The sequence below is a fragment of the Bartonella sp. AA89HNZF genome, from assembly GCF_042196905.1.
Taxonomy (GTDB): domain Bacteria; phylum Pseudomonadota; class Alphaproteobacteria; order Rhizobiales; family Rhizobiaceae; genus Bartonella.
Genome location: NZ_JBHIRD010000016.1, coordinates 1 through 23225 on the forward strand (window position 1 = coordinate 1; position 23225 = coordinate 23225).

The 23225-nt window shown below is 38.1% G+C and carries 15 protein-coding genes, 1 pseudogene and 1 riboswitch; of the genes and pseudogenes, 8 read left to right on the plus strand and 8 right to left on the minus strand.

From position 1 onward, the window contains the following. Positions 1–317 precede the first annotated feature (317 nt). The 3 genes from ACFIN0_RS07360 (at position 318) to ACFIN0_RS07370 (ending at position 3573) form a co-directional block, all read left to right on the plus strand. Positions 318–710 (plus strand): Fur family transcriptional regulator, encoded by a 393-nt coding sequence (locus ACFIN0_RS07360; RefSeq protein WP_375607344.1) that lies wholly within the window; start codon positions 318–320, stop codon positions 708–710. 172 nt (positions 711–882) lie between these two features. Beyond that, positions 883–1977: an HlyD family secretion protein gene (locus ACFIN0_RS07365; protein WP_375702222.1), complete on the plus strand. Its 1095-nt coding sequence runs from the start codon at positions 883–885 to the stop codon at positions 1975–1977. A 24-nt stretch (positions 1978–2001) separates the two neighbouring features. After that, positions 2002–3573 (plus strand): DHA2 family efflux MFS transporter permease subunit, encoded by a 1572-nt coding sequence (locus ACFIN0_RS07370; protein WP_375702223.1) that lies wholly within the window; start codon positions 2002–2004, stop codon positions 3571–3573. Positions 3574–5155: 1582 nt separating this feature from the next. Here the strand turns inward: ACFIN0_RS07370 and ACFIN0_RS07375 are convergent. The 3 genes from ACFIN0_RS07375 to ACFIN0_RS07385 all read right to left on the minus strand — a co-directional run bounded on the left by ACFIN0_RS07375 (position 5156) and on the right by ACFIN0_RS07385 (position 9594). Next, a complete protein-coding gene (locus ACFIN0_RS07375) occupies positions 5156–5740 on the minus strand; it encodes a GNAT family N-acetyltransferase (protein WP_375614756.1) in 585 nt (194 codons plus the stop codon). Between the two features lie 74 nt (positions 5741–5814). Further along, a complete protein-coding gene (locus tag ACFIN0_RS07380) occupies positions 5815–6948 on the minus strand; it encodes a type III PLP-dependent enzyme (RefSeq protein WP_375609695.1) in 1134 nt (377 codons plus the stop codon). 1728 nt (positions 6949–8676) lie between these two features. Beyond that, entirely contained in the window at positions 8677–9594 is a 918-nt protein-coding gene (locus ACFIN0_RS07385; RefSeq protein WP_375607349.1) for a rhodanese-related sulfurtransferase, read from the minus strand. Between the two features lie 115 nt (positions 9595–9709). On the opposite strand from ACFIN0_RS07385, the gene eda reads away from it, so the two are divergent. Further along, positions 9710–10375, plus strand: coding sequence for a bifunctional 4-hydroxy-2-oxoglutarate aldolase/2-dehydro-3-deoxy-phosphogluconate aldolase (gene eda / locus ACFIN0_RS07390; RefSeq protein WP_375609694.1), 666 nt, complete (start codon positions 9710–9712; stop codon positions 10373–10375). Here eda and ACFIN0_RS07395 read toward each other — a convergent pair. Both ACFIN0_RS07395 and ACFIN0_RS07400 read right to left on the minus strand, forming a co-directional pair. Beyond that, positions 10354–10785: pseudogene (locus ACFIN0_RS07395) on the minus strand (ferredoxin--NADP reductase); the annotation flags it as partial. The gene eda and the pseudogene ACFIN0_RS07395 overlap by 22 nt on opposite strands. 18 nt (positions 10786–10803) lie before the next feature. Continuing rightward, entirely contained in the window at positions 10804–11631 is an 828-nt protein-coding gene (locus ACFIN0_RS07400) for a ferredoxin--NADP reductase (RefSeq protein ID WP_375607351.1), read from the minus strand. Between the two features lie 1076 nt (positions 11632–12707). On the opposite strand from ACFIN0_RS07400, the gene alr reads away from it, so the two are divergent. Then, positions 12708–13823, plus strand: coding sequence for an alanine racemase (gene alr / locus ACFIN0_RS07405; protein ID WP_375610820.1), 1116 nt, complete (start codon positions 12708–12710; stop codon positions 13821–13823). Between the two features lie 1528 nt (positions 13824–15351). Here alr and gcvP read toward each other — a convergent pair. The 3 genes from gcvP to gcvT are packed head-to-tail and all read right to left on the minus strand — an operon-like array spanning position 15352 to position 19640. Beyond that, positions 15352–18147 carry an aminomethyl-transferring glycine dehydrogenase gene (gene gcvP / locus ACFIN0_RS07410; protein WP_375702231.1) on the minus strand — a complete coding sequence of 932 codons (2796 nt, stop codon included), beginning with the start codon at positions 18145–18147 and terminating at the stop codon, positions 15352–15354. A 5-nt stretch (positions 18148–18152) separates the two neighbouring features. Beyond that, entirely contained in the window at positions 18153–18521 is a 369-nt protein-coding gene (gene gcvH, locus ACFIN0_RS07415) for a glycine cleavage system protein GcvH (RefSeq protein ID WP_375612294.1), read from the minus strand. 6 nt (positions 18522–18527) lie between these two features. Beyond that, positions 18528–19640: a glycine cleavage system aminomethyltransferase GcvT gene (gcvT, locus tag ACFIN0_RS07420; RefSeq protein ID WP_375702224.1), complete on the minus strand. Its 1113-nt coding sequence runs from the start codon at positions 19638–19640 to the stop codon at positions 18528–18530. Positions 19641–19776: 136 nt separating this feature from the next. Beyond that, a riboswitch (glycine riboswitch) is annotated at positions 19777–19874 on the minus strand. A 445-nt stretch (positions 19875–20319) separates the two neighbouring features. Here gcvT and ACFIN0_RS07425 point away from each other — a divergent pair. From ACFIN0_RS07425 to ACFIN0_RS07435, 3 genes are all read left to right on the plus strand, one after another. Continuing rightward, the gene (locus ACFIN0_RS07425; protein ID WP_375610818.1) at positions 20320–20982 is read left to right on the plus strand and encodes an LON peptidase substrate-binding domain-containing protein; all 663 of its coding nucleotides are present in this window, start codon (positions 20320–20322) and stop codon (positions 20980–20982) included. A 13-nt stretch (positions 20983–20995) separates the two neighbouring features. Continuing rightward, positions 20996–21202 (plus strand): Trm112 family protein, encoded by a 207-nt coding sequence (locus tag ACFIN0_RS07430; RefSeq protein ID WP_273791466.1) that lies wholly within the window; start codon positions 20996–20998, stop codon positions 21200–21202. Between the two features lie 923 nt (positions 21203–22125). After that, positions 22126–22506, plus strand: a complete 381-nt coding sequence (locus ACFIN0_RS07435; protein WP_375612292.1) for a helix-turn-helix domain-containing protein — start codon at positions 22126–22128, stop codon at positions 22504–22506. Positions 22507–23225 lie beyond the last annotated feature (719 nt).

Consider the following 23225-nt stretch of genomic DNA (forward strand, 5'->3'; position numbering starts at 1 on the left):
ACCCACACGCCAGCTTCGCTTGTGACGTGCAAGCGAATGGTTTTGATTGATTCAAGATAAACAGATTTGAAATGAGACAATCTTACGATATTCGGGATTCTCATTCAACACACAAAACAATGAATTATCATTATAAATCAGTATATTGTATGTTCACGGCGGCTTCCAGATCCCAAAGTCTCCCTTCTCTCACAACAGTTACAACTCTTCTTATATATCACGACGCGTATCATGTTAAAGGGCCTATTCTATAATCACCATTGCATAAACGGCCTACACGCTTTATGCTTTCCCTTAAGAGCAAAAGGAAGGTGTCAATGTCATCTAAACTGACGCGTAACCAAACATTGGTTTTAAACACTTTAAAAAATGCAAAAGGGCCTTTAAGTGCTTATGCGATTCTCAATCACTTACGCGAAGAAGGTTTTCGTGCACCTCTCCAAGTTTATCGTGCGTTAGAAAAACTCGTACAGTTAAAGTGTATTCATCGTCTTGAAAGTGTAAATGCCTTTGTGGTCTGTTTACACCCTGAAAACTGTCAACATGAACTTACAACGTTTATAATTTGCGAAAACTGTGGCACAGTCAACGAAATACAAAATCAAACGATTGTAACGAGTTTAAAACAGATGGTTCAAGCTGTTGACTTCCAAGCACATAAAAGCACCCTAGAAGTACGAGGTCTTTGTAAAAAATGCGCAATAAAATAAGACCGCTAACTTGAAAACAAGATCTCTAACTTGCAAGTTTATATATTTAGCATTATGTACCAGGGATCGCCTTTGTTTGAAAAGCTCTTATCGCTCTTGCATGTATATCACCCTACCCTGTAGTGATAGACTTATTATACTCGTTGGAACATAAATATTGGAAGTATAAATCATGTCCGTATCTGAGACAATTTTTTCAACAAAAAATCTCGATAAAACGAAACAAAAAAAAGTAATCAAAGCCCTTCTTATTGTCTTTGCACTTTTTGTGCTTTGGTTTAGCTACAAATGGATAACGCAATGGCGTTATATGTTATCTACTGAAGATGCCTATGTGCAAGGAGATATAGCCGCTATTGCGACTAAATTAAATGGATATATTGAAAAAATTGCCATTAAAGCCAACCAAGTTGTAAAAAAGGACGATGTTTTATTTTACTTAGACGATGGTGATTATCAAATAGCCTTGGATCAAACAGAAGCGCATCTTGACACACAGAAAAAAACACTTCTACGCATTGATGCACAAATCACAGCCGCTCATAGTGCTTTAGATGATGCAAAAGCGCAAAAAGCAGCCGCTTCAGCCATAGCAACCAATGCACAACTCACCTTAAAACGTGTAACAGAACTGAAAGCCAATCGTTATGCCCCTCAATCTGATGTTGATGATGCCAAATCAGCTTATGAACAAGCTATCGCAAATGTTAACCGTGCAGATGCACAAATCGCTGCAGCACGCGCCAATATCCAAGTGCTAGAAGCACAACGAAGTGAAACAGAAAGCCAAACAAAGAGTTTAGAGCTCACACGTGAAAAAGCACAACGTGATCTTGATTCAACTATTATACGCGCGCCATTTGATGGAATCATAGGAAATTTAACAGCAAAAACGGGAGATTTTGTTGTAAATGGCCAACGTCTTGCAGCGTTAGTCCCCATCCATGCACTTTATATTGAAGCAAACTATAAAGAAACACAGTTGCAAAATATTCATGCGGGACAAAAGGCTTATATTTCTGTTGATGCCTTCAAAAAGGAGATCTTTACAGGAACAGTGCTTTCTATTTCACCGGCAACAGGTGCTGTTTTTTCTCTTCTTCCTCCACAAAACGCTACCGGTAACTTTACAAAGATTGTCCAACGCATTCCTGTACGTATTTCTATTCCAGAAGAAGTCTTAAAGACCGGACATATCCGAGCAGGAATGAGTGTTTCAGTAGAAGTTGATACACGTACAAAACCACAAGATAAAAGTCTCTTATAATAACAAGCAAATGACCTCATTATTATGACATCTTCAATACCAAAGCCCATACAGTCTCAAGAGCGTATAGAAATCCGTAGCATTGTGATTTTTATAGTTATGGCCTTTGGCATGTTCATGGCCATTTTGGATATACAAATCGTTGCCTCCTCTTTAGCCGAAGTTCAAGCTGGTCTTTCTGCGAGCTCTGAAGAAATTTCATGGGTTCAAACCTCCTATCTCATCGCTGAAGTCATCATGTTGCCCCTTTCTGGATTCTTAGGACGATTGCTTTCAACACGTGTTTTCTTCACCATATCAGCGATCGGGTTTACGATTACTTCTGTTCTTTGTGCAACAGCAACATCTATTGGAGAGATGATTATCTACCGTGCATTGCAAGGTTTTATTGGTGGAGGAATTATCCCAAGTGTTTTTGTCGCCTCTTATGTTCTTTTTCCTCCTTCCAAACGCCCAATTGTTACCCCTATTGTTGGACTAGTCGCAACATTAGCCCCCACTATTGGTCCAACGGTCGGAGGTTATCTCTGTCATATCTTATCATGGCACTGGCTTTTTCTCATTAATGTGCCTTTTGGGATTATTATTTCAATTCTCGCTTGGAAGTTGATTGATTTTGATAAAGCAAATCCATCTCTCATGGCTAAATTTGACTGGTTGGGGCTCATTTCTATGGCTGTTTTTCTAGGAACTTTAGAGTATGTACTAGAAGAGGGCGCACGTCATGATTGGCTGAATGATGAGCTGGTTCGGAATTTATTTATTATCATGATTCTTGCTGCAGCCTTATTCTTCTGGCGTGCTTTTACAGCAAAAGAACCCATTGTAGATCTCTCTACTTTTTCTAATTTTAATTTTTCAGCTGCATCCATTTTTTCCTTTTCTTTGGGAATAGGTCTTTATGGACTCACGTACCTTTATCCTGTCTATTTAAGCCAAATCCGCCATTATGATGCCCTGATGATTGGAGAAACATTGTTTCTTTCAGGATTCGTCATGTTATTAACTGCTCCCCTTGCAGGATTCCTTTCAGCACGAATAGATGCACGTTTAATGATGGCAATAGGACTTTTTGGTTTTGCAATAGGCACTTGGATGGCTAGCGCTATCACAGATAAGTGGGATTTTTGGCAGCTTTTTTGGCCGCAAGTTTTCCGTGGTGCTTCTGTAATGTTATGTATGGTTCCTATCAATAATATTGCCTTGGGAACACTTCCACCAGAACGAATGCAAAATGCTTCTGGACTCTTTAATCTCACACGGAATCTAGGTGGTGCTGTGGGACTTGCCATTATCAGCACTCTTATGACAAAACGCACAGACTTTCATTATGAACGAATAGCCGAAACACTTAACCACGCAAACAGACAAGCAACTGAAATGCTTTCAAAGCTTATTTTATTATTCAAAACAGAAACCTTTGATTCCTACACTCTTGCTCTTTCTCAATTGTTTAATATAGCACGCATACAAGCAATGATTATGGCTTTTAGTGATATTTTCTTTATCATAACCATTATCTTTGGTGTTTTAGCATTTATGACCATGTTTCTCAAAAAAATACCATCCCTCATGGATTCACCACCAAGACACTAAGATTCATTAAAATTGAAGAATATTTTTGATTTTTATCACTTTCCTCGATTTTTTCACTTTATCTCTTCTCAAGAGACAATATAAATTAACATGTGATTCTAAATGATTCTTCTGATAAAAATTCTTTTCAATGCGAGCTCTTTACGCACTTTTAAAATAACGTCTCGCATATAAAAATTGTTTTAGATGATAATAAACAAAGAGCTTACCTAACATGCTCCACACTATAAAGATAAAGCAGCTATTTCTATCAGATTTTTGATTTATCACCATAGGGCACAAAAGATTAAAAGAATATGTGTGCTTATCATTAAATCTCTACTCTATCCGTCAATCCCGCTTTACGCTACTCCCCTCACAAAAACGATCCTGTACGATTCTTTATGCTTCACTCTTGTGATGCTTACGAGAATATTCACATCACCCTTCCCTTTTCCTTTCTCCCCCATGGGAGCCCTCCTTTTTGAGGTCATTTATAAAAGAGATTCTTGTGATTTTTTCTCATGTATCCATTTTCCTTACAATGTACAGGATAACGTTTTGTTGTTTCTGAATGCAAAATTTTACATGAAAAAATCATTTTGTATTTGATCCTCTCATGCCAATTGCAAAACAAGTTGTCTTGATAGCAAAAAAGTAATGGAGAGTTTTTTCAAAAAAGCAGCTTTTAAACATGTAATTTTATTTTTTACGCCCTTTTAAAGAAGCTAATACTTACAGTTTTGATTCTACTGCCGCGTATTTTTCTTTCTTAAAGCCTCTTCTCTTTCGATAGCCACTAAAATTGTATAAAATTTCTTAAAATATCTCTCTTTTTGAATAAAATTGATCAATAAATGATCCCCTTCTATGCCCTACTCTTACCATGGTGGCTCCATAACTGTTAATGACAGAAATTCCCTCACATCTTCAATAGTAAACGTCTAGACACTTGTTTAACCTCTCAAAAATGCACATTCGTCGCTATTGAATCCACCTCCAAATACTTTAGAAAGGCTTCTAAGATTCTCTTCCCGATAGGCAAATAATCATTTCTGATGTGAAAAATTCAGTGGTATAAACGAAAAGCTCTCGTAGTCATGACATTGATTTATAATCATAATTTATGATGTTATCTATTATAATGAGCAATCTGAATATTGTGAGAGTTTCCTATTCAAAACCTGTTCATGATGAATCAATCAAAACCATTCCTTTGCGCACAAAAAGCAGAGAGATAAAAACGGTTTTAAAAAGAGTAAAATACCGAATCGTTTCAATGCAAGATTGACCAACGATATTGAGAACTGAAAAATTGTATGATGATGCCGGCTTTAAAAGAATACAAAACCACTCAAAAATCTGTTTCCTTTAATCGTGTAAAATATGACGCTATTTCAAAAAAAATGCGCTTTTAATATATTCCTAGTCACTTAACTGAAATTATTAAAAATAAGAAACCTGTCACATAAAGAAAAGGCTTTATAACACAATTGCAATGCAACGACCCCCAAAATTTGTACCGCATCAACATTTTGATACTAATCAAAACAGTATGCCCACCTCAATGCCAGCACTGTTGCAAACGCAATAAATACAGTCTTCAAGCCACTTTATGATGCTGAAAACGACTTGTAACGGCTCGTGCTCCACTAGGAGCCAAAGTGCCATAACACCCAGCAAGATAGTTTGGTATCAGTTCCAACGCTTGAAACCGATGTTTTTCGTAAGGACCAGGCATTGCCAAATTTTCTGTTAAGCGATTTGAAAAGCCAAAACGTTGATAAAATTCAAAATCCCCTACCAATAAAATAGCGCCATATCCCAATTTTTTTGCTGTTTCAATTGCATGGCGGACTAAAATTGATCCTATTCCCATACCAGCACATTCAGCGGCAACAGCCAAAGGTCCCAAGAGTAAAGCATGTTGTGTTTCATTTTTTTCTTTAAAAAAAGAAACATGCCAAAGACGTACACTTCCCACAAGCTCTCCCAGAGCATTTTTAACCACAAAAGAAAGCCCTTGAGCAGCTAGCCGACCACGCCGTAAAGTCTCTGATGATTTACGTTTACGTCCATACCCCATCGTTGAATCAAGCAAAATTTCTCGATAAGGCTTATCGGCTTCTTGCTCCAATAAAAGTGTAAAACATGCCCCATTTTTTGTTCGAAAATTAATCATGTTCATCTCTATAACCGCCCTCTTATAGCGTAATGACAAGCATCGCAAAAGTCTAATAACCCTATCGTCAAAAAGAAACGTCAGATCACATATGATCGTAAAGGCTCAAAACCATTAAAAGCAACAGATGCATAAGTTGTTGTGTAAGCACCAGTTCCATGAATCAATATCTCATCTCCTATCGTTAGAGATAGAGGAAGTGGATAAGGTGTTTTTTCGTAAAGCACATCTGCCGAATCGCATGTTGGTCCAGCCAAAATACAAGGCTCCATCACCTTATCATCATGAGGTGTCTCAATGGGATAACGAATAGCCTCATCCATAGTCTCAGCAAGGCCATTAAATTTCCCAATATCAAGATAAACCCATCGTACATTATCATTGTCAGCTTTTTTAGATATCAAAACAACTTCTGTGCGAATAACACCAGCATTGCCAACCATTGCACGCCCTGGCTCAATAATCGTCTCAGGGATACGATTACCAAAATGCTTTTTCAATGAATCAAAAACAGCGGTACCATAAGCTTGCTCTGTAGGAACATCTTTCAAATAACGGGTTGGAAAACCGCCTCCCATATTCACCAATTTCAGTGATATACCTTCTTGTTCCAAACGCTTAAATACTGTAGCAGCATCTGATAAAGCACGATCCCACGCACTCAAATCAACCTGCTGCGACCCAACATGAAAAGAAACACCATAAGCTTGCAAACCTAATTGGTGTGCCCGTCTTAGCACATCAACCGCCATAGCAGGGACACAACCGAATTTGCGTGACAATGGCCACTCTGCACCTTTTCCATCGGTAAGAACACGGCAAAAAACACGCACTCCTGGAGCAACACGCGCAATTTTTTCCACTTCTTCAACACAATCAACTGCATAAAGTGAAACACCCAATGCATATGCTCGCGCAATATCACGCTCTTTTTTAATCGTATTTCCAAAAGAAATACGCTCTGGCGTTGCCCCTGCTTTTAAAGCCATTTCAATTTCTGCAACAGAAGCCGCATCAAAAGAAGATCCTAAAGAACTCAGCAAACGCAAGATTTCAGGAGCTGGATTCGCCTTTATTGCGTAAAAAATACGAGACTGTGGTAGAGCTTTTTCAAAATTTAAATAGTTGTCACGAACAACATCAAGGTCAACAATTAAGCATGGACCTTCAGAACGATGTGTTGCAAGAAAATCGCGAATACGTTGTGTTGCCATCTGCAATTCTCCTTGAGGAAAAGCTTCCTCACTCTACGCTTAGACAGCCAAAACTGCCAAAAGCTAAAGGACAAAAAACACACAACAACTATCCCCATTCTGATTACAAAAAATCAGAAATTAGCATTGCATGCAGCGAAAGAACAGCGCGAAGCCGCGTTATTCTATTTTATCTGCCTTTTTGATTGGAGTTGAGAAAACCACTTCCGCACTGAAGGCAATGAGGTGTGCCTCTATAGTTATCCCAGTATTTAAAAACTGGAAGACACCAGAAAGGCCCGCACCGTCGTTGCTTCAAGATGTCCTCATTCTTGCAATTGGCTGTAAGAATGACTGGAGCGGTTAGTTCCAGGTACCGTACCGGTTAATCTCACCATTTGAGAACCAGCGGACACCCACAGGCACGTGCGACTTTGGGCAAGGCATCCTATAAAACGAATCCTTTCTCATTTCAATCATTTTTTTAATTTTAAACATTTTTTAATTCTTAAAGATAAAATGATGCGAAAAAACAACACTCTCCTCCTCTAACAGACAAAACCATCCCTCTGCTTTCATGGGATTCCCCCCTTACACCATCCGTACGACATCAAGCACTATCTTGCTTTAAAAGCCCCTCGTTTCTTTACCCTATTCTATCTCCTAATATCTGCAGCAGAAAATAACACAAAATAAATTACTCAACACATTAATTTATAACGATAATTTATTATTTTGCTCTTAAACAAAAATCCCATCATAAAATTCTCTCATTTCCCTCCCTTAATAATGAATCAAGAAAAATCATTCTCTTGCGCATCACAAGCAGAAAACAATATATGAATAAAAAACAATTGAAAAAAAGAGTAAAATTCCCCCTTAATATATCCCCTCAAATGCAAGGACTAGTAACATGGAAAACAGGGCGGGGATCGACTAAAGCACCATCATCTTTAAAAAACATGATATCTCCCCACAAAACGCCATTATCTTTCTCATCTACATCTTAAAAACATCCCTGCTTCTACATCTATTTCACAACATCGCTTAAGCAAAATATCATGAAGAATTCCCCGTATAATATAGCTCATATGATATAGATCAACGGCATATCACCATCTTTATGTTTATGAAGTGACATAACTAACGTCCCCGTTTTATCTGCCAACTTCCAATATTGCAGAAACTCCTCCATTGAAATGTTTCATAACACCTTATCTAAAATGATTTTTGTCCACACGTTGCTCCCATTTGCAACGTACAAGTGAATGAGTTTTACGCGATTCGTTCTCATCTAATCTGAAAGCAATAAAGTTCACAATATTGAACTCTTTTATTCAAATTTAACTAAATTATCATTTATAAATCAATGTACTATATGAAATTCTAAAATCATAAGCTCCTATTATCATTCTATTTCTCTTAACTTTGCTGCTGCTCTTTTATCTTCTCTCGTGAATCATATCTTATTCATTCACACACTCTTCTCTTAAAACTATAGATCCCACTCCTCTGCGCTGTTGGGAAACAGCTTTTTTATTTTAAAATGAACAATATTGGAGAACTCACTCCTATAAAATCAAGAAGAGCAAACGATCTATAATCATTATTTGTAAATCAACAAATTAACGTAAAAAAAAGACCGAACAACATCCGGTCTTATAAAACTTTTCTACCAATATTAAAAACGCTTCTCTCTTAAATTTAAGAGAAAAAAGCTAGAATTTAAATCCCTACACGACGATATCGTTATGTCCCTTGATGAGAATCAATTGCCCGCAACTTCAACAATTGGAATTGCCTATGGCGCTCACGAAAGCGTTCTCTATCAGCTTCACTGCGTGTGTTATAACAAGCGTCACAGGAAACACCTTCTTCATAATGAGGCGATAACTTGCTTTCAGTATTGAGAGGAGAACGACATGCGCGACATAATTCGCGTCCACATTCTTCAAGACCATGTTGAACAGAAACACGCTCATCAAAAACAAAGCACTCACCCCACCATAAACTTTTTTCTTTTGGAATTTTTTCTAAATATTTTAAAATGCCACCTTTTAAATGGTAGACTTGCTCATAACCAAGATCACGAACATAAGCTGTTGATTTTTCACACCGAATACCACCTGTACAAAACATGGCAATTTTCTTTTTCTTTTTTAAATCAGCCTCATGTTTACGCACCCATTCAGGAAATTCGCGAAATGTTTTAATCTGCGGATCAATCGCTCCTTGAAAACTCCCAATCGCATATTCATAGTCATTCCGTGTATCAATCAAAATTGTCTCTTCATCTTGAATAAGAGCATTCCAATCTTCAGGATCGACGTAAGTACCAACAACTTTTAGCGGATCAACACCTTCAACCCCCATTGTCACAATCTCTTTTTTCAACCGCACTTTCATACGATGAAAAGGCATCTTTGATGCCCATGAATATTTAATCTCCGGCGTTTGAAACGCTGGCTCCGCCACAATAAAATCCACCAATGCCTCAATCGCAGCACAAGAACCAGCAACAGTTCCATTAATTCCCTCTTGTGCTAAAAGGAGGGTTCCTTTGATATCCTTTGCTTGACATAAATCCTGCAAAGGTTTTTGTAATTGACGATAATGCTTCAAATCTGCAAAGCAATAAAGTGCAGCAACTTTAAAATTCTTTTCCATGTGTTTTGCCATAACGCGCGTTTCATTCAATTTCAAGATTTATTCATGTACTCTTTAACATATTGTGCTTAATCAAACGATACAAATAATATCATCTCCAAGAAGAAAAAATATCATGTGCCAAAAAAGAGAAAAGCTTTTATTATATCTCCAAGGACAAACTGTTATACCTGTTTTGCTCATTGACAATCTACAAAGTGCTGTACCCTTAGCACGCGCTCTTGTCAAAGGCGGATTAAAAACAATTGAGATCACCTTGCGAACACCAAATGCCCTCAAAGCAATTCAGAAAATTACCCAAGAAGTCCCTGAAGCAATCGTTGGGGCCGGAACAGTTCTCAACACGATACACTACGAGCAAGCCGAACAAGCAGGCGCAAAGTTTATTGTAAGCCCCGGATTATCCAATGAATTAATCAATTGTGCAAAAAATAGTGAAATTCCCCTTCTTCCCGCTGCAATGACCCCAAGTGAACTCATGCAAGCATTAAACAAAGGCTATTCATATCTTAAATTTTTCCCAGCTGAAGCTGCTGGAGGTATTTCATTCATCGAAGCTTTAGCATCTCCCTTCTCTGATATCCGGTTTTGCCCAACAGGCGGTATTACACAAAAAAGTGCAATACAATGGCTCCAACTACCCAATGTCTTCTGCGTTGGTGGTTCTTGGATAGCACCCCAACCGCTCATCGCAATAAGTGATTGGGATTCGATTACTGCATTAGCGCATACTGCAACACAACTCTCCTCTCTATCGAAAAAAGCGCGCTCTACAACATAAGTAGCGGGAGCATTGTTAGCCCCTTCAACAAGACTAAAACCTTCACACATCCTTGCGCAATCTTTTAACATTGCCATCGAACCACAAATCATCACCCGATCTTCATCAGGGTGAATTTTAGGAAGATCAGTTATTTCAAAAAAATCTCCACTTTCCATAACAGTCGTAATACGGCCCATATGCTCAGAAGGTTCACGAGTCGTCATAGGATAAAATCTCAACTGTTGTGCATACTCTCCAATGAGTGGATCTTGTTGCAAAGAGGAAACAAGATCTTTTGCACAAATTAATCCATTCTTTTCTCGCGTTATTTAAATAAGAACAACTTCTGCAAATTTTTCATAAATGTCAGGATCACGAATAAAGCTTGCAAAAGGAAAACCCCCGTACCGGTTTGAAAGAAGATAAAGCACCAATTTTCCCACTCATTACTCCACAAAAGCGCGCTCTACAACATAAGTAGCAGGGGCATTGTTAGCCCCTTCAACAAGACCAAAACCTTCACACATCCTTGCGCAATCTTTTAACATTGCCATGGAACCACAAATCATCACCCGATCTTCATCAGGATGAATTTTAGGAAGGCCTGTTGTTTCAAAAAAATCTCCACTTTCCATAACAGTCGTAATACGGCCCATATGCTCAGAAGGTTCACGAGTCGTCATAGGATAAAATCTCAACTGTTGTGCATACTCTCCAATGAGTGGATCTTGTTGCAAAGAGGAAACAAGATCTTTTGCATAAATTAACTCATTCTTTTCGCGCGTTGTTTGAATAAGGACAACTTCTGAAAATTTTTCATAAGTGTCAGGATCACGAATAAGGCTTGCAAAAGGAGCAATCCCCGTCCCAGTTGAAAGAAGATAAAGACGTTTTCCAGGAATAAGAGCATCAAGAACCAACGTTCCTGTAGATTTTTTACGCATGAGAACTGTATCACCAATTTTAATTTTTTGGAGATGCTCGGTTAATGGCCCTCCTGGAACTTTTATCGAAAAAAACTCAAGCTGTTCATCCCAAAAAGGACTTGCAATCGAATAAGCACGATAAATTGGCTTTTCTGCATTTGGCAAACCGATCATAACAAATTCACCTGAACGAAAACGAAAACTTTCCGGACGATTCAGGCGAAATTTAAATAATCGATCTGTATAGTGAAAAACCTCTTGGACAGTAAGAGCGAATACATTCGCAGGAATCGGAAAATTTGCAACGCTGCTGATGTTTGACGGAACATTGGTAGCAGACGTATTCATACTCTTCCCCATATCTTTATTGACTATTAAATTTCGAATCCCTGACGTGATATAATCCTTGTATAATCATCTGCCAACAATTTTCTTAAACCAAAAGCCTTAAGATTAACACTTTTATGTCAAAATTAATCGAATGAAAAAAATGTGAATACAAATCATATTCAAAGAGAAACAAAAACATCGAGTGTTAAGCAATCACGGTACTCTTTTCCACTTTAACACATAATGCATAGTATACAGTGTACCGCTACAACACTTTATTCTCTTTGCAAAATTTATAACCGAAAACCTTAAAATTAAGAGAGAAAAAACATCTGTGGATTGAACGATAAACGCACGACTCCACAACAAAGTTTTCGGCATTACATCCATTGTTTTCTTTACTGACCTTTTTACACTGCCCTTTCCATAAATAAATGAGTCGAACACCTTCTATGATCGATAAATTGATTTCACTAAAAACCAATCAAACGATAAAAAGCAAATATCGTATTCCCACTTCATCTTGAAAAGAAATAATGTCCAAATCAACAGCTATTGATGTATCAGAAAGTGTTTATACACTCTTTCCCATTTAACAAAAGTAACTTTAAATGCATAAGATGACATCCAAAATTACACAGATGAGTGATCTTCCCCTTTATGGTAAAAACTTGTAATGCATTGATTTAACGTGGTTAATTTAATCATTTTACCTTCTCTAAATAAGCAGCCAATGCAATATTTAATCAAAACAATCATACCAGCAACAATAGTCTAACATTGCACTCTTCAAAATGATACAATACAATAAACTATGCTTTCTTTTTTAAGAAGCCTCAATTAAAAATAAATAAAAAAAATAAAAATCTATGCTTCACAAATTATCAGAAAACACCATGTTGATAACAACACAAATAAAACTAAAGTATCTCTTATATCCAGAGTAGCATTTTACATAAAAAACGACTTTAATGGCAGTATAGGCTTCTTATGATTTTGACCGTAGCAAACAGTATCTTTCATCTCTCATAAGCAACCTCTATAAAATAACCAAAGAAAACTGCGTATTTCAGGAATACAGATAAGATTTTAAAATGAAAAATTCCGTTAATGATGAAATAAATACATCACTCTATGCAGCTGTCGCAACCATTGATGTCAGTGCCATTGTTGCCAATTATATCACTTTAGCCAAACGTGTAGCCCCAACAGAATGTTCAGCAGTTGTAAAAGCAAATGCTTATGGATTAGGCATTCACAAAATTGCTCCTGCCCTTTATCAAGCTGGTTGTCGCACTTTTTTTGTCGCACAAATCAGAGAAGCACTCCAATTAAAAAGCATTTTACCATCAAATGTCATGATTGCCATTCTGAATGGACTTCCACACTTAGCAGAAGAGTTTGTCGCACAGTCTGGTATTGTTCCGGTTTTGAACTCTTGGAATGCCATTGAAAATTGGCAAAAAATTTGTCAAAAAAAAGATAAAAAATTTCCAGCAATTGTTCAAATCGATACCCATATGAACCGATTAGGACTTGATCAAAAAGAATTACAAAAGCTCATCAAACACCCTACAATTTTCGAAAAAGCAGACATAAAATATATTCTCAGTCATCTTGCTAACGGAGAAGATGATACCCACCCATCAAATTATGCCCAATTAACTTCTTTCAAAACTGCCCTTGCGCAACTACCAACCTGTAGAGCTTCCTTTGCCAATTCTGGAGGTATCTTTCTAGGATCAGATTTTTATTTTGATCTTGTTCGTCCAGGCATTGCACTTTACGGAGTTGATCCGCGGGGAAAACACCCATCACCTTTGAAACCTGTTTTAAAACTTGAAGCCCAAGTCATTCAAAACCGTGTTGTTGATGTAGATACACCTGTTGGTTATGCAGAAAGCTTTATAACCAACAGACCAAGCACTCTTGCAACCATTTCTATAGGCTACGCAGACGGCTGGCTCCGTGCTCTTTCGAATAAAGGAACTGTTTATTTCAACGGGCACAAACTTCCCATGGTTGGGCGGGTTTCTATGGATTCCATTATTGTAGATACGACCGATCTTGAACAAAAACCTCAAACTGGTGACTGGGTAGAACTCATTGGTCCCCATCAAACACTTGAAAAAGTATCTATAGATGCCGATACCCTTCCCAATGAAATTCTAACATCTCTTGGACCACGCTATAAATACATTTACACATAAAAACTCTTTAGCCATAAAGAAATAAATTGATAAAAATCATCATTTTAGAAAATTGAGGGGCTTTTACAAAAGATTTTACAACAATCAACCACACAGAATGGTCACAGATACCGTACATTCACAGAAATCTCAAAACAGACAAGTTGATGGACTATTTTATGGAAGTAGCTTTCATCTAAAATACAAAAACTTAACCTTTCCCCATAAATTGACAAAAAAGAATCTACTACAAATTTTTTAAAATTAATTTCCCAATTAAAATCATTCGCTTGCATACCACAAACTGGATTATGTGTAGATAAAAATGATTTAAGAAAAGAATAATGCCTCTTATGAACCATAGTGCCAAGAGCTATAACATTAGGCGCTGGCAAAATGTATGATAGTGCCGGCTTATTCCGTTATGAAGTGTAAAGATTGGGGGATCAATAGATTTACCCTTACACCATTCACAAGCGCCGTCGCGAAATGGGATTAGGAGCGAAATGTCTCTTTAAAACAAACATGTGAATTAACAACCCAAGTATATTCTTTTTGGAGCGTTCTGTTTTACATGAAGGTCATTCCCCCACTAAAAAACACAATAAATAAAAGTATGGAGCAATGTGTAATCCCCATTATTAAAAAACATTGCTTTAAATGCTTTTGAAAGCCGCAAAACTGAATTAAGAGGAGATGACAAACTGAGGATTGATTTTCACCTTACGGCTTTACATTTTCCAAAATAAGATTGTCTTCCAGTTTCAAAGGTTACGTCAACAGAAATACGCAATCCCCCGCCCTCATCAGACAGACAGCAGGAACTACTCATAAAGCTCTTTTTTCTCAATCTCTGGCTCAAAAAATTTCGCTGCGTTAAGTTTGGATGTTGATTTACAGGAAACAGCTAAATCACACGAGCTCTTAGGAAAACAGCGCCGTAAAGTCACAAACTGACTTGCAATGAAGTGGAAAGATGTGCCGGCTTTTTATAAGACACCTTGTAAAAAATACCCATAATACATTTGGCTTTGCGTTTGCTCATTCTAACAGATGTTCTTATATATTTTTGCGTCATATTTATAAAAAGCAGATTAAAGAGAAATATTTAGACAATTTTTGACTCGAAAAGATGCAACAACAGAGTTTCGCGTGTCTTTATCATCAAAAACACTAAAATTGATTTTATTCTTTCTACAACCGGTCGTCGTCACCCTAGTGACGAGTAGTATATCACAACACATGCAACAGACGTGACCTATCCTCATAGGTTTCGCTCTCGTTTACATGATTAGCTGGCTAGACCGATGGCCTAGTCACTAAAACCATGTCATACGGTAGAAGGCAAAGGAGAGCATACCTATTGCCGACAAAACACAGCTTTTTTGTCAACTTTTTCGATTTTGCTCATGTTATAAAAAACAATGCAAAATTCTAGAAAACAGACAAATAACGCCATAGCAACAGAACCAATAAGCATAAAACCCACACAAAATGTGTGGGCTTTTTTTGTTCATGCAAATAAACCAATTAAATATATATTTTTCGTTTAATAGGTATTTCCCAATGGCGGACACGAGCAAATAAGCATTCTGTCTCCCGCAACATTATCAATACGCGATACAGGAGGCCAATATTTATTGGCTGGATCAAGAAAACTGTTGGGAAAAGCAGCTTCTTGTCGCGAATAGGGTCGTGCCCAAGCATCATCTAAAGTATCTACCACTGTATGGGGGGCATTCACCAATGGATTATTGTCTTTTGGCCAAACCCCGCTACCAACTTTCTTAGCCTCTTCAGCAATAGAGAGTAAAGCATCACAAAAACGATCAATCTCTGCTTTTGGTTCTGATTCCGTTGGCTCAATCATCAAAGTTCCCGGAACAGGAAACGACATCGTGGGCGCATGGAATCCATAATCAATGAGACGTTTTGCAATATCATCAACACTCACCCCATACTGCTCTTTCAACACGCGTGTATCCACAATACATTCATGCGCAACACGCCCATGCTTGCCCCGATAAAGAATGGAATAAACTGGTGAAAGACGTGCAGCAATATAATTGGCATTTAAAATGGCTATTTGTGTTGCATATTTTAAGCCATCAGCCCCCATCATTCGAATATACATCCATGTAATCGCAAGGATAGACGCACTTCCATAAGGAGCAGCCGAAACCGCATGTGTTGTCCCATCCTGTTCATGACCTGGTACGAATGGTTTGAGATGCTTTGCAACACCAATTGGTCCCATACCAGGACCACCCCCCCCGTGGGGAATGGCAAATGTTTTATGAAGATTCATATGACAAACATCAGCGCCAATATCCGCAGGACGAGCAAGACCCACAAGGGCATTGAGATTAGCACCATCAAAATAAACTTGTCCGCCATTTTCATGAATAATAGAACAAATTTCCTTAATGCTTTCCTCGTAAACACCATGGGTTGAAGGATAAGTAATCATAAGAGCAGCCAATTTATCTTTATGCAATTGCGCTTTCATCTTGAGATCGTCTACATCAACATCACCATCGCTTAAACATTTTACCACAACGACTTCCATCCCTGCCATATGGGCCGAGGCTGGATTGGTACCATGCGCAGATGCAGGAATAAGACAAACTGTACGTTGATGTTCTCCCCGTGATTGGTAATATCGTCGGATAGCCAAAAGCCCAGCATATTCACCTTGAGCACCAGAATTTGGCTGAAAAGAAACTTGCGCAAATCCTGTAATTTCGCACAACCACGCATTTAACTGGTTGATCATCTCCAAATATCCCGCTGCATCCTCTTGTGAAACAAAGGGGTGTATATTGGCCATACTAGCCCAACTTACAGGCATTAATTCAGCCGCGGCATTAAGCTTCATTGTACAAGAACCAAGAGGGATCATAGCGCGATCCAGCGCCAAATCCTTATCCGCTAAACGACGCAAAAAGCGCATCATATCTGTCTCTGAATGAACCGCATGAAAAAAAGGCTGAGAAAGAAAAGCAGCCTCCCGTTTTTTTCCAAAGAGTCGAGGAGAAGCCTTATCGCCTAATTGTGCCCCAAAAAGCTGCGCTAAAGCACCAGCATCTTCTTCTGTCGATAATTCATCAAAATTGATTGCAATAGTGTCATCATCGAGAACACGAATAAGGCGCCCACCTATTTTGGCTTGATGCGCAATCTCTCGCGCTTTTCCCTTAACAGAAATACTCACACAATCAAAAAAGCTTTTCCCTTCAACATGAACCCCTGCTGCTTCTAAACCAGCAACAAAACGACATGTTAAATGATGAATTCGCTGCGCAATTTCTTGTAAGCCTTTTGGCCCATGCCAAACAGCATAAGCGGTTGCCATATTAGCCAACAAAGCCTGCGCTGTACAAATATTTGACGTCGCTTTATCGCGCCGAATATGTTGTTCACGTGTTTGCAAAGCCAAACGAAAACCAACGCGTCCTTTGGTATCCACGGATTGACCAACAATACGCCCTGGAATAAGACGCGTTAATGCATCACTCACGGCAAGGTAACCAGCATGTGGACCACCAAATCCCATCGGAACGCCATAACGCTGCATAGAGCCAACAACAATATCAGCCCCCCATTGAGCCGGTGGCTCCTGAAGGGTAAGCGCTAAAGGATCAGCTACAACGATAACTAAAGCTCCCTTTTCCTTTGCCTCTTTTATGATCTCACTGTAATCATGAAAAGAACCTTTTGTATCTGGCCAAGATAAAACAATTGCCGCTGTATCAGAATCAATTTCTCCATTTTGGCTAATCTGAATCCCTTGTGTTTCAGCACGCGTTTGCGCAACACTCAAAGTTTGAGGATGTAAAAGACTCTGAAGAGAAATTTTTGTTTTTTTCTCACGGAAAAAGCGAAAAGCAAGGGCATTGGCTTCAGCTAAAGCAGTTGCTTCATCAAGAAGGGAAGCAGCAGAAACAGGCAAACCTGTTAGTTCACTAACCAATGTCTGAAAATAAAACAAAAGCTCTAAACGACCCTGGCTAATTTCTGCTTGATAAGGCGTATAAGCAGTATACCAAGCAGGATTTTCAAACAGATTTCGTAAAATAACCGGAGGCACATAAGTTCCATGATATCCTTGCCCAATAAAACTTTTGTGCACATGGTTACGCTCCATCATCTTGGAGAGTTCTTCTAAGGCTTGTCCTTCACTAGCAGCCTCTGGAAGATTCAATGAACGTCCCAAATGGATAGAGTGTGGAACAGCTTGAGAAATGAGTGTATCAACACAATCAAGCTCTAAAACATCAAGCATTTTTTGTGTTTCATCAGGACGCAGCCCAATATGTCGAGAAGAAAAAGAACGCTCGATCATGGTACTCATCCAATCAAAGCCTTATAAGCATCTTTATCTAACAACCCCTCCAGTTGTGTCTCATCCTGCAATGTCATTTTCCATAACCAACCTTCTGTTTCGGGTTTCTGGTTTACCAGTTCAGGATTATCAGCCAAGGCTTCATTTATTTCGACCACTTCACCATCAAGAGGAGCATAAACATCTGAAGCCGCCTTCACTGATTCCACAACAGCTGCCGCCTCTCCTTTGGAAAGTTTTGTTCCACTTTGTGGTAAATCAACAAAAACCAAATCCCCTAATTGCTCTTGCGCATAATGCGTAACCCCAACAGTCACCACTTGCCCTTCAACGCTAAGCCATTCATGGTCATGTGTAAAATAAGTTTTAGACATAAAAAATCATCCTTTAAAATAACGTTGTTCAACAAAGGGAAGAGAATGAACTGATAGTGCAATCTTTTTGCCTCGCAGTTCTGTAAAGACTTGTGTCCCTTCAATTTTAAAATCAACAGGAACGTAACCCATCGCAACAGGACCATCAAAAGAAGGACCAAAACCACCTGATGTTACAACGCCAATCTCATTATCTTGATCATCAAAAAGCAGCGCACCGGCACGAATAGGTTGACGCGTTTGCGGTTTTAATCCAACTCGACAACGAGCAGGTCCTTTTTGCAGTGCTTCAAGAAAAGCCTTCGCACCATAAAATTGTGCTTTTTCTCGAACACTTTTAGGAACAGCCCATGTTAGAGCCGCATCAATAGGTGTCGTATCAGGGGTAATATCATTTCCATGCAAACACAGCCCCGCTTCCAACCGCAAGCTATCGCGTGCTGCAAGTCCAATCCACTCAACACGAGAATCACTCAGCAATTTTTCAGCTAACATATGCGCATGCCCTATAGGCAAAGCAATTTCAAAACCATCCTCTCCCGTATAACCAGAACGCGTTATAAACCAATCCTGTTGTGGTTCGAATCCTTGCATAAAGAACAATTCATTCCCTGGCAAATCCGCATCAGCAAGAACAGCTGCCGCTTCAGGACCTTGAAGCGCAAGCAATACCCTTTCAAGGGCAATCACTTGACATTCAAAATCAACCGCACGCTTTTCTAATTCTACAAAATCAGCCTGTGCATTCCCAGCATTGGCGACCAACATAAAACGGCCCTCTTCCAAACGGGTAATGATAAGGTCATCAAGAATACCAGCCTGCTCATTAAGCAAATAATTATACCGTGAGTGTCCAATCTTTAAAGCTGCTGCATCAATGGGAAAAGCATAGGACAAAAATTCCACGGCTTGTGCCCCTTCAACCGCAATCAATTTCATATGTGAAATATCAAAAAGTCCTGCATGTGCACGCGTATGAAGATGCTCTTTTAAAACGCCAAGAGGATAAGTTAAAGGCATGTTCCAGCCCGCAAAAGCACCAAATTTTGCTCCTGCTTTTTCATGCAAATCATATAAAGGAAGTGTTTTTAAAAAAGATGTTTCTTGTGCTGTGCCCATAATAACTCCAAAGCTGCGCTAACGCCCACAGAATATGGTCGTCTCTGCCCCCTCTGTCATCAACCTGAGAGACTCGCGAAAAAATTTTCCGCTTACACCTTCGGCGCGGGTTCTCCCGACTTTCCAGATCTGCCTTCTTCCTTTTACGGTCCTTAAAGCCTGAGAGATTATGGGCTATTTCCCCTTCGGCGGCAATGCGAAAATTTGCAATCTGCACTCTCCCGCAAAAGAATGAAAGAAACGATAACGCTCTTTCCAGCATATTTAAACCTATAGCCTATCTTTATCACACTGTCATTAGTAAAGTGATGAAAATACTCTCATTTTAAAACTTGCATAAGCTGCTTCAAAAGATTTATAATAGTGTCCTTTTGAACCTTACAAAAATTGCAAGGAACACATTTTAGGAAATTTAAGACAAAAATCAAAAGCTATAAACAAAAATACCTCTTGAAAATCATGCAAAACGTCACACACTAAAAAGATCGCAAGCAATATTCTTTCGCGCACAGTTCAACCTTAAAGATAGGGTTTCATATTCTTTTTGAGAATAAGGACTTCAAATATTTTATAAGTATGGTTTTAATGCACAAGAAGTAGGTTTTCTGCTTTCTCAATAGTGTCATAAATAGCGACTATTTACAGAATAAAACTACCGAACAAAGGTGACAAAATACTCATGAAAGCTGGTAATATCTCTTACAATTGCGAAAATGATCTTCCAAAGCAAATTGCTCTTTTTCCTTTAGAAGGTGCACTCTTACTACCCGGTGGTTTTTTATCACTTAACATTTTTGAACCAGAATCACTTGAAATGATTGAAAATGTTATGGTAACTGATCGTCTATTGGGCATTATTCAACCACTTTCATCGGATACAGATCGCTTCTCTACACAACTTTATAAAACAGGCTGTATAGGGCGTATTACAAACTACAGTGAAACAGGAAACGGACAACTGTTCATTATCTTACAAGGTGTTTGCCGCTTCACTTTAGAACAAGAATTGAAAAACACAAAATCCTATCGAACAGCTCTCATCCAATCAAACATAAAAGACTTGCAAGAATTTGATATTGAAGAAAGCATTAACCGAGAGAACTTACTCGACGTTGTAGAAAAATATCTAACCATCCATGAAATGGAATATAATTGGAGCAGCATCATAGAAGCCCCTACACCTATATTGGTTAATGCTTTTTCAGCTCTTATCCCCTTTACACCAGCAGAAAAACAAGCTCTCCTTGAAGCTCCAGATATCGAAAGCCGTGCCCAAACTCTTCTTGCATTAACAGAACGCTCGCTCATGAAACAAACAGGAACAGATTACCGCTTAAACTAATGAATGTCCAAACATGAAAAAAATGACCACAGATCCAAAAATGCTCGAATTGCTCGTCTGCCCAATGACGAAAGGTACTCTCTCTTTCAACCGAAAAACACAAGAGCTCATTTCTCTCAAAGCCAAACTTGCCTACCCTATTCGTGATGGCGTTCCCATTATGCTTGCCTCAGAAGCGCGCCCTTTGCAAAACAATGAAGAAATAACGCATAAAAAATAAAAAATCCTCATGCAATTTCCCTCTACAAGCCCACTGTTATCAAGTCTCTATCAATATGATATCTCAAGTATTGACGAATTCTGAAAAAAGAGTTTTACAATGAAGATATTTATATCGCTTTACACCTTGTAACAAAAGCCAAAAATATCATCAGATTCTCTCATTCCAGCCTGTTCATACTGAAGCAATCAAAACCATTCGCTTGCACCACACAAGCATCTGAATAAAAATGGCTCTTATGAACTTCTTAAAAGCAAGAATTATAATAACATTTTTAACCAACTCAGGTAAATGAAATTTATTATATTAAACATAAAGATTGTTATATTTCATGGACTTTAATTTATACTATTTACGAACAACATATTTGAGATACCTCGATTTAAGATGAATAAAAACGACAAGTTATATCATCTTATGTATACCATATCGGGACAAGAATATTTATCTGTTTGCGTAATCTTTGAAACGGAGAAGCAACCTAATTTTGGGGAAAAAAACATAAAATCGTAAAGGAGAAAATCTCCCCATTACCTTGCCATCACCCTTTAATTTCGCTTTACAATTTTTACAAGTATCTAAAGTATCTCAAGCAATATTTTTATGTATAATATACGCATTAATTACGTGAAAACTTGAAACAACAAACAAGAAACACTGTTGTAATTTCAATTGACGATTGAAAGTAATTGCCTTATGAAGGAGGCTTGTGTTTTTGGTCGTATACGCGACGATCAATAGGGCCTGGAAGCCCGAAACCGAGCATAAAGATTAGCCCGCTTTTGCGGATATCCCGGAATTTCCGGGGGCTCTTGTTATGTCCAAGTGCTTTCAGCACTAAAAGCAAGGGGCTGACTCGGTTTCAGCACTTCCAGACCCCGGAATACTAATGCGAGGGCGCTCGCAACCGGTGGGGACATCAAGTGAAAGCCAAAAATCTACATTTTTACGATATTTCTTTAGGCAAAAAAATTCGCTTCAGAAGAAACGTCATGGGGTTTTCTCAAAAACAATTAGGAAGTCATTTAGGCGTAACATTCCAACAAATCCAAAAGTATGAAAAAGGCTTAAATCGCGTAAGTGCAAGACGTTTACAGGAAATTGCTCATATATTAGATGTTCCCGTTTCCTTCTTTTATGCTGATGGCGCAAAAAAAGAAGAGAACCTCTATCATTGTGATGACAGAATAGCAAGCAAAGCAGAATATTTACTTTTGAAAAATTTCAGAATACTGACCCGCAAAAAACAAAGAGCAATTTTGCAGTTGATTTCTGATGAAAAAAATAACCCCTTATTTTCATAAGTTCATTGCAAAGATAATCAAAGTCCTTAATAATATTGACAAGAATTGTGACTGTCTCCCCACACTGCATGAGAATGAAAATGCTTAATCTAATCTGATTTGTAAATAATCCGAATTCTAACGAGTTTAACTTAGAAATAGTGCATTGATTTATAATGATAATCTAACGTTATTGATATTGAATAAGTGTTCCGAATATCGTAAAATTCTTTCATTTCAAACGTGTTCTATATTGAATCAATCAAAATCTCTTGTTTGCACATTACAAGCAAAGTTGGCGTGTGAGTAAAAATGTACAAAAAGGCTTACCTCTTATTGAAAAGTCTCATATACCAAGAGCTGTAACGACATTGGGTGCTGGAAAAATGGATGATGGTGCTAACTTGCTCTTTTATTAAACATAAATATGGGAGTGTTCAACGGCTGGCTTTCCACTCATATAAGTCACTTAAAAAAGGCTTGCCAAACAAGCCTAAGAATATTCCCACACACTAAAAAACACTTAAATATATCGAGAAAGCTTAAAGATCTTATACCATCATACTCCAAATAATGATATTTTATATCATAATATTATTAAAGTAAAAATAAGAAATATAAAGTAAAAAATAGATACGAAAAATATATGTATAAATTTCATAAGAATTTATATATATGAATACTTAAGTTTATTCTGTTGTGCTATGAATTCTATCATTTAAGGTATGAGGATATGAAGC

Excerpts from the sequence above, each read along its gene's own strand:
- gcvT (WP_375702224.1), bottom strand. The coding sequence starts at position 19,640 with ATGGGCACAGCACAAGAAACATCTTTTTTAAAAACACTTCCTTTATAT.
- ACFIN0_RS07425 (WP_375610818.1), top strand. The coding sequence starts at position 20,320 with ATGAAAGCTGGTAATATCTCTTACAATTGCGAAAATGATCTTCCAAAG.
- gcvH (WP_375612294.1), bottom strand. The coding sequence starts at position 18,521 with ATGTCTAAAACTTATTTTACACATGACCATGAATGGCTTAGCGTTGAA.
- ACFIN0_RS07360 (WP_375607344.1), top strand. The coding sequence starts at position 318 with ATGTCATCTAAACTGACGCGTAACCAAACATTGGTTTTAAACACTTTA.
- alr (WP_375610820.1), top strand. The coding sequence starts at position 12,708 with ATGAAAAATTCCGTTAATGATGAAATAAATACATCACTCTATGCAGCT.
- ACFIN0_RS07430 (WP_273791466.1), top strand. The coding sequence starts at position 20,996 with ATGAAAAAAATGACCACAGATCCAAAAATGCTCGAATTGCTCGTCTGC.
- ACFIN0_RS07400 (WP_375607351.1), bottom strand. The coding sequence starts at position 11,631 with ATGAATACGTCTGCTACCAATGTTCCGTCAAACATCAGCAGCGTTGCA.
- gcvP (WP_375702231.1), bottom strand. The coding sequence starts at position 18,147 with ATGATCGAGCGTTCTTTTTCTTCTCGACATATTGGGCTGCGTCCTGAT.
- ACFIN0_RS07385 (WP_375607349.1), bottom strand. The coding sequence starts at position 9,594 with ATGGAAAAGAATTTTAAAGTTGCTGCACTTTATTGCTTTGCAGATTTG.
- ACFIN0_RS07380 (WP_375609695.1), bottom strand. The coding sequence starts at position 6,948 with ATGGCAACACAACGTATTCGCGATTTTCTTGCAACACATCGTTCTGAA.
- eda (WP_375609694.1), top strand. The coding sequence starts at position 9,710 with ATGTGCCAAAAAAGAGAAAAGCTTTTATTATATCTCCAAGGACAAACT.
- ACFIN0_RS07375 (WP_375614756.1), bottom strand. The coding sequence starts at position 5,740 with ATGAACATGATTAATTTTCGAACAAAAAATGGGGCATGTTTTACACTT.
- ACFIN0_RS07365 (WP_375702222.1), top strand. The coding sequence starts at position 883 with ATGTCCGTATCTGAGACAATTTTTTCAACAAAAAATCTCGATAAAACG.
- ACFIN0_RS07370 (WP_375702223.1), top strand. The coding sequence starts at position 2,002 with ATGACATCTTCAATACCAAAGCCCATACAGTCTCAAGAGCGTATAGAA.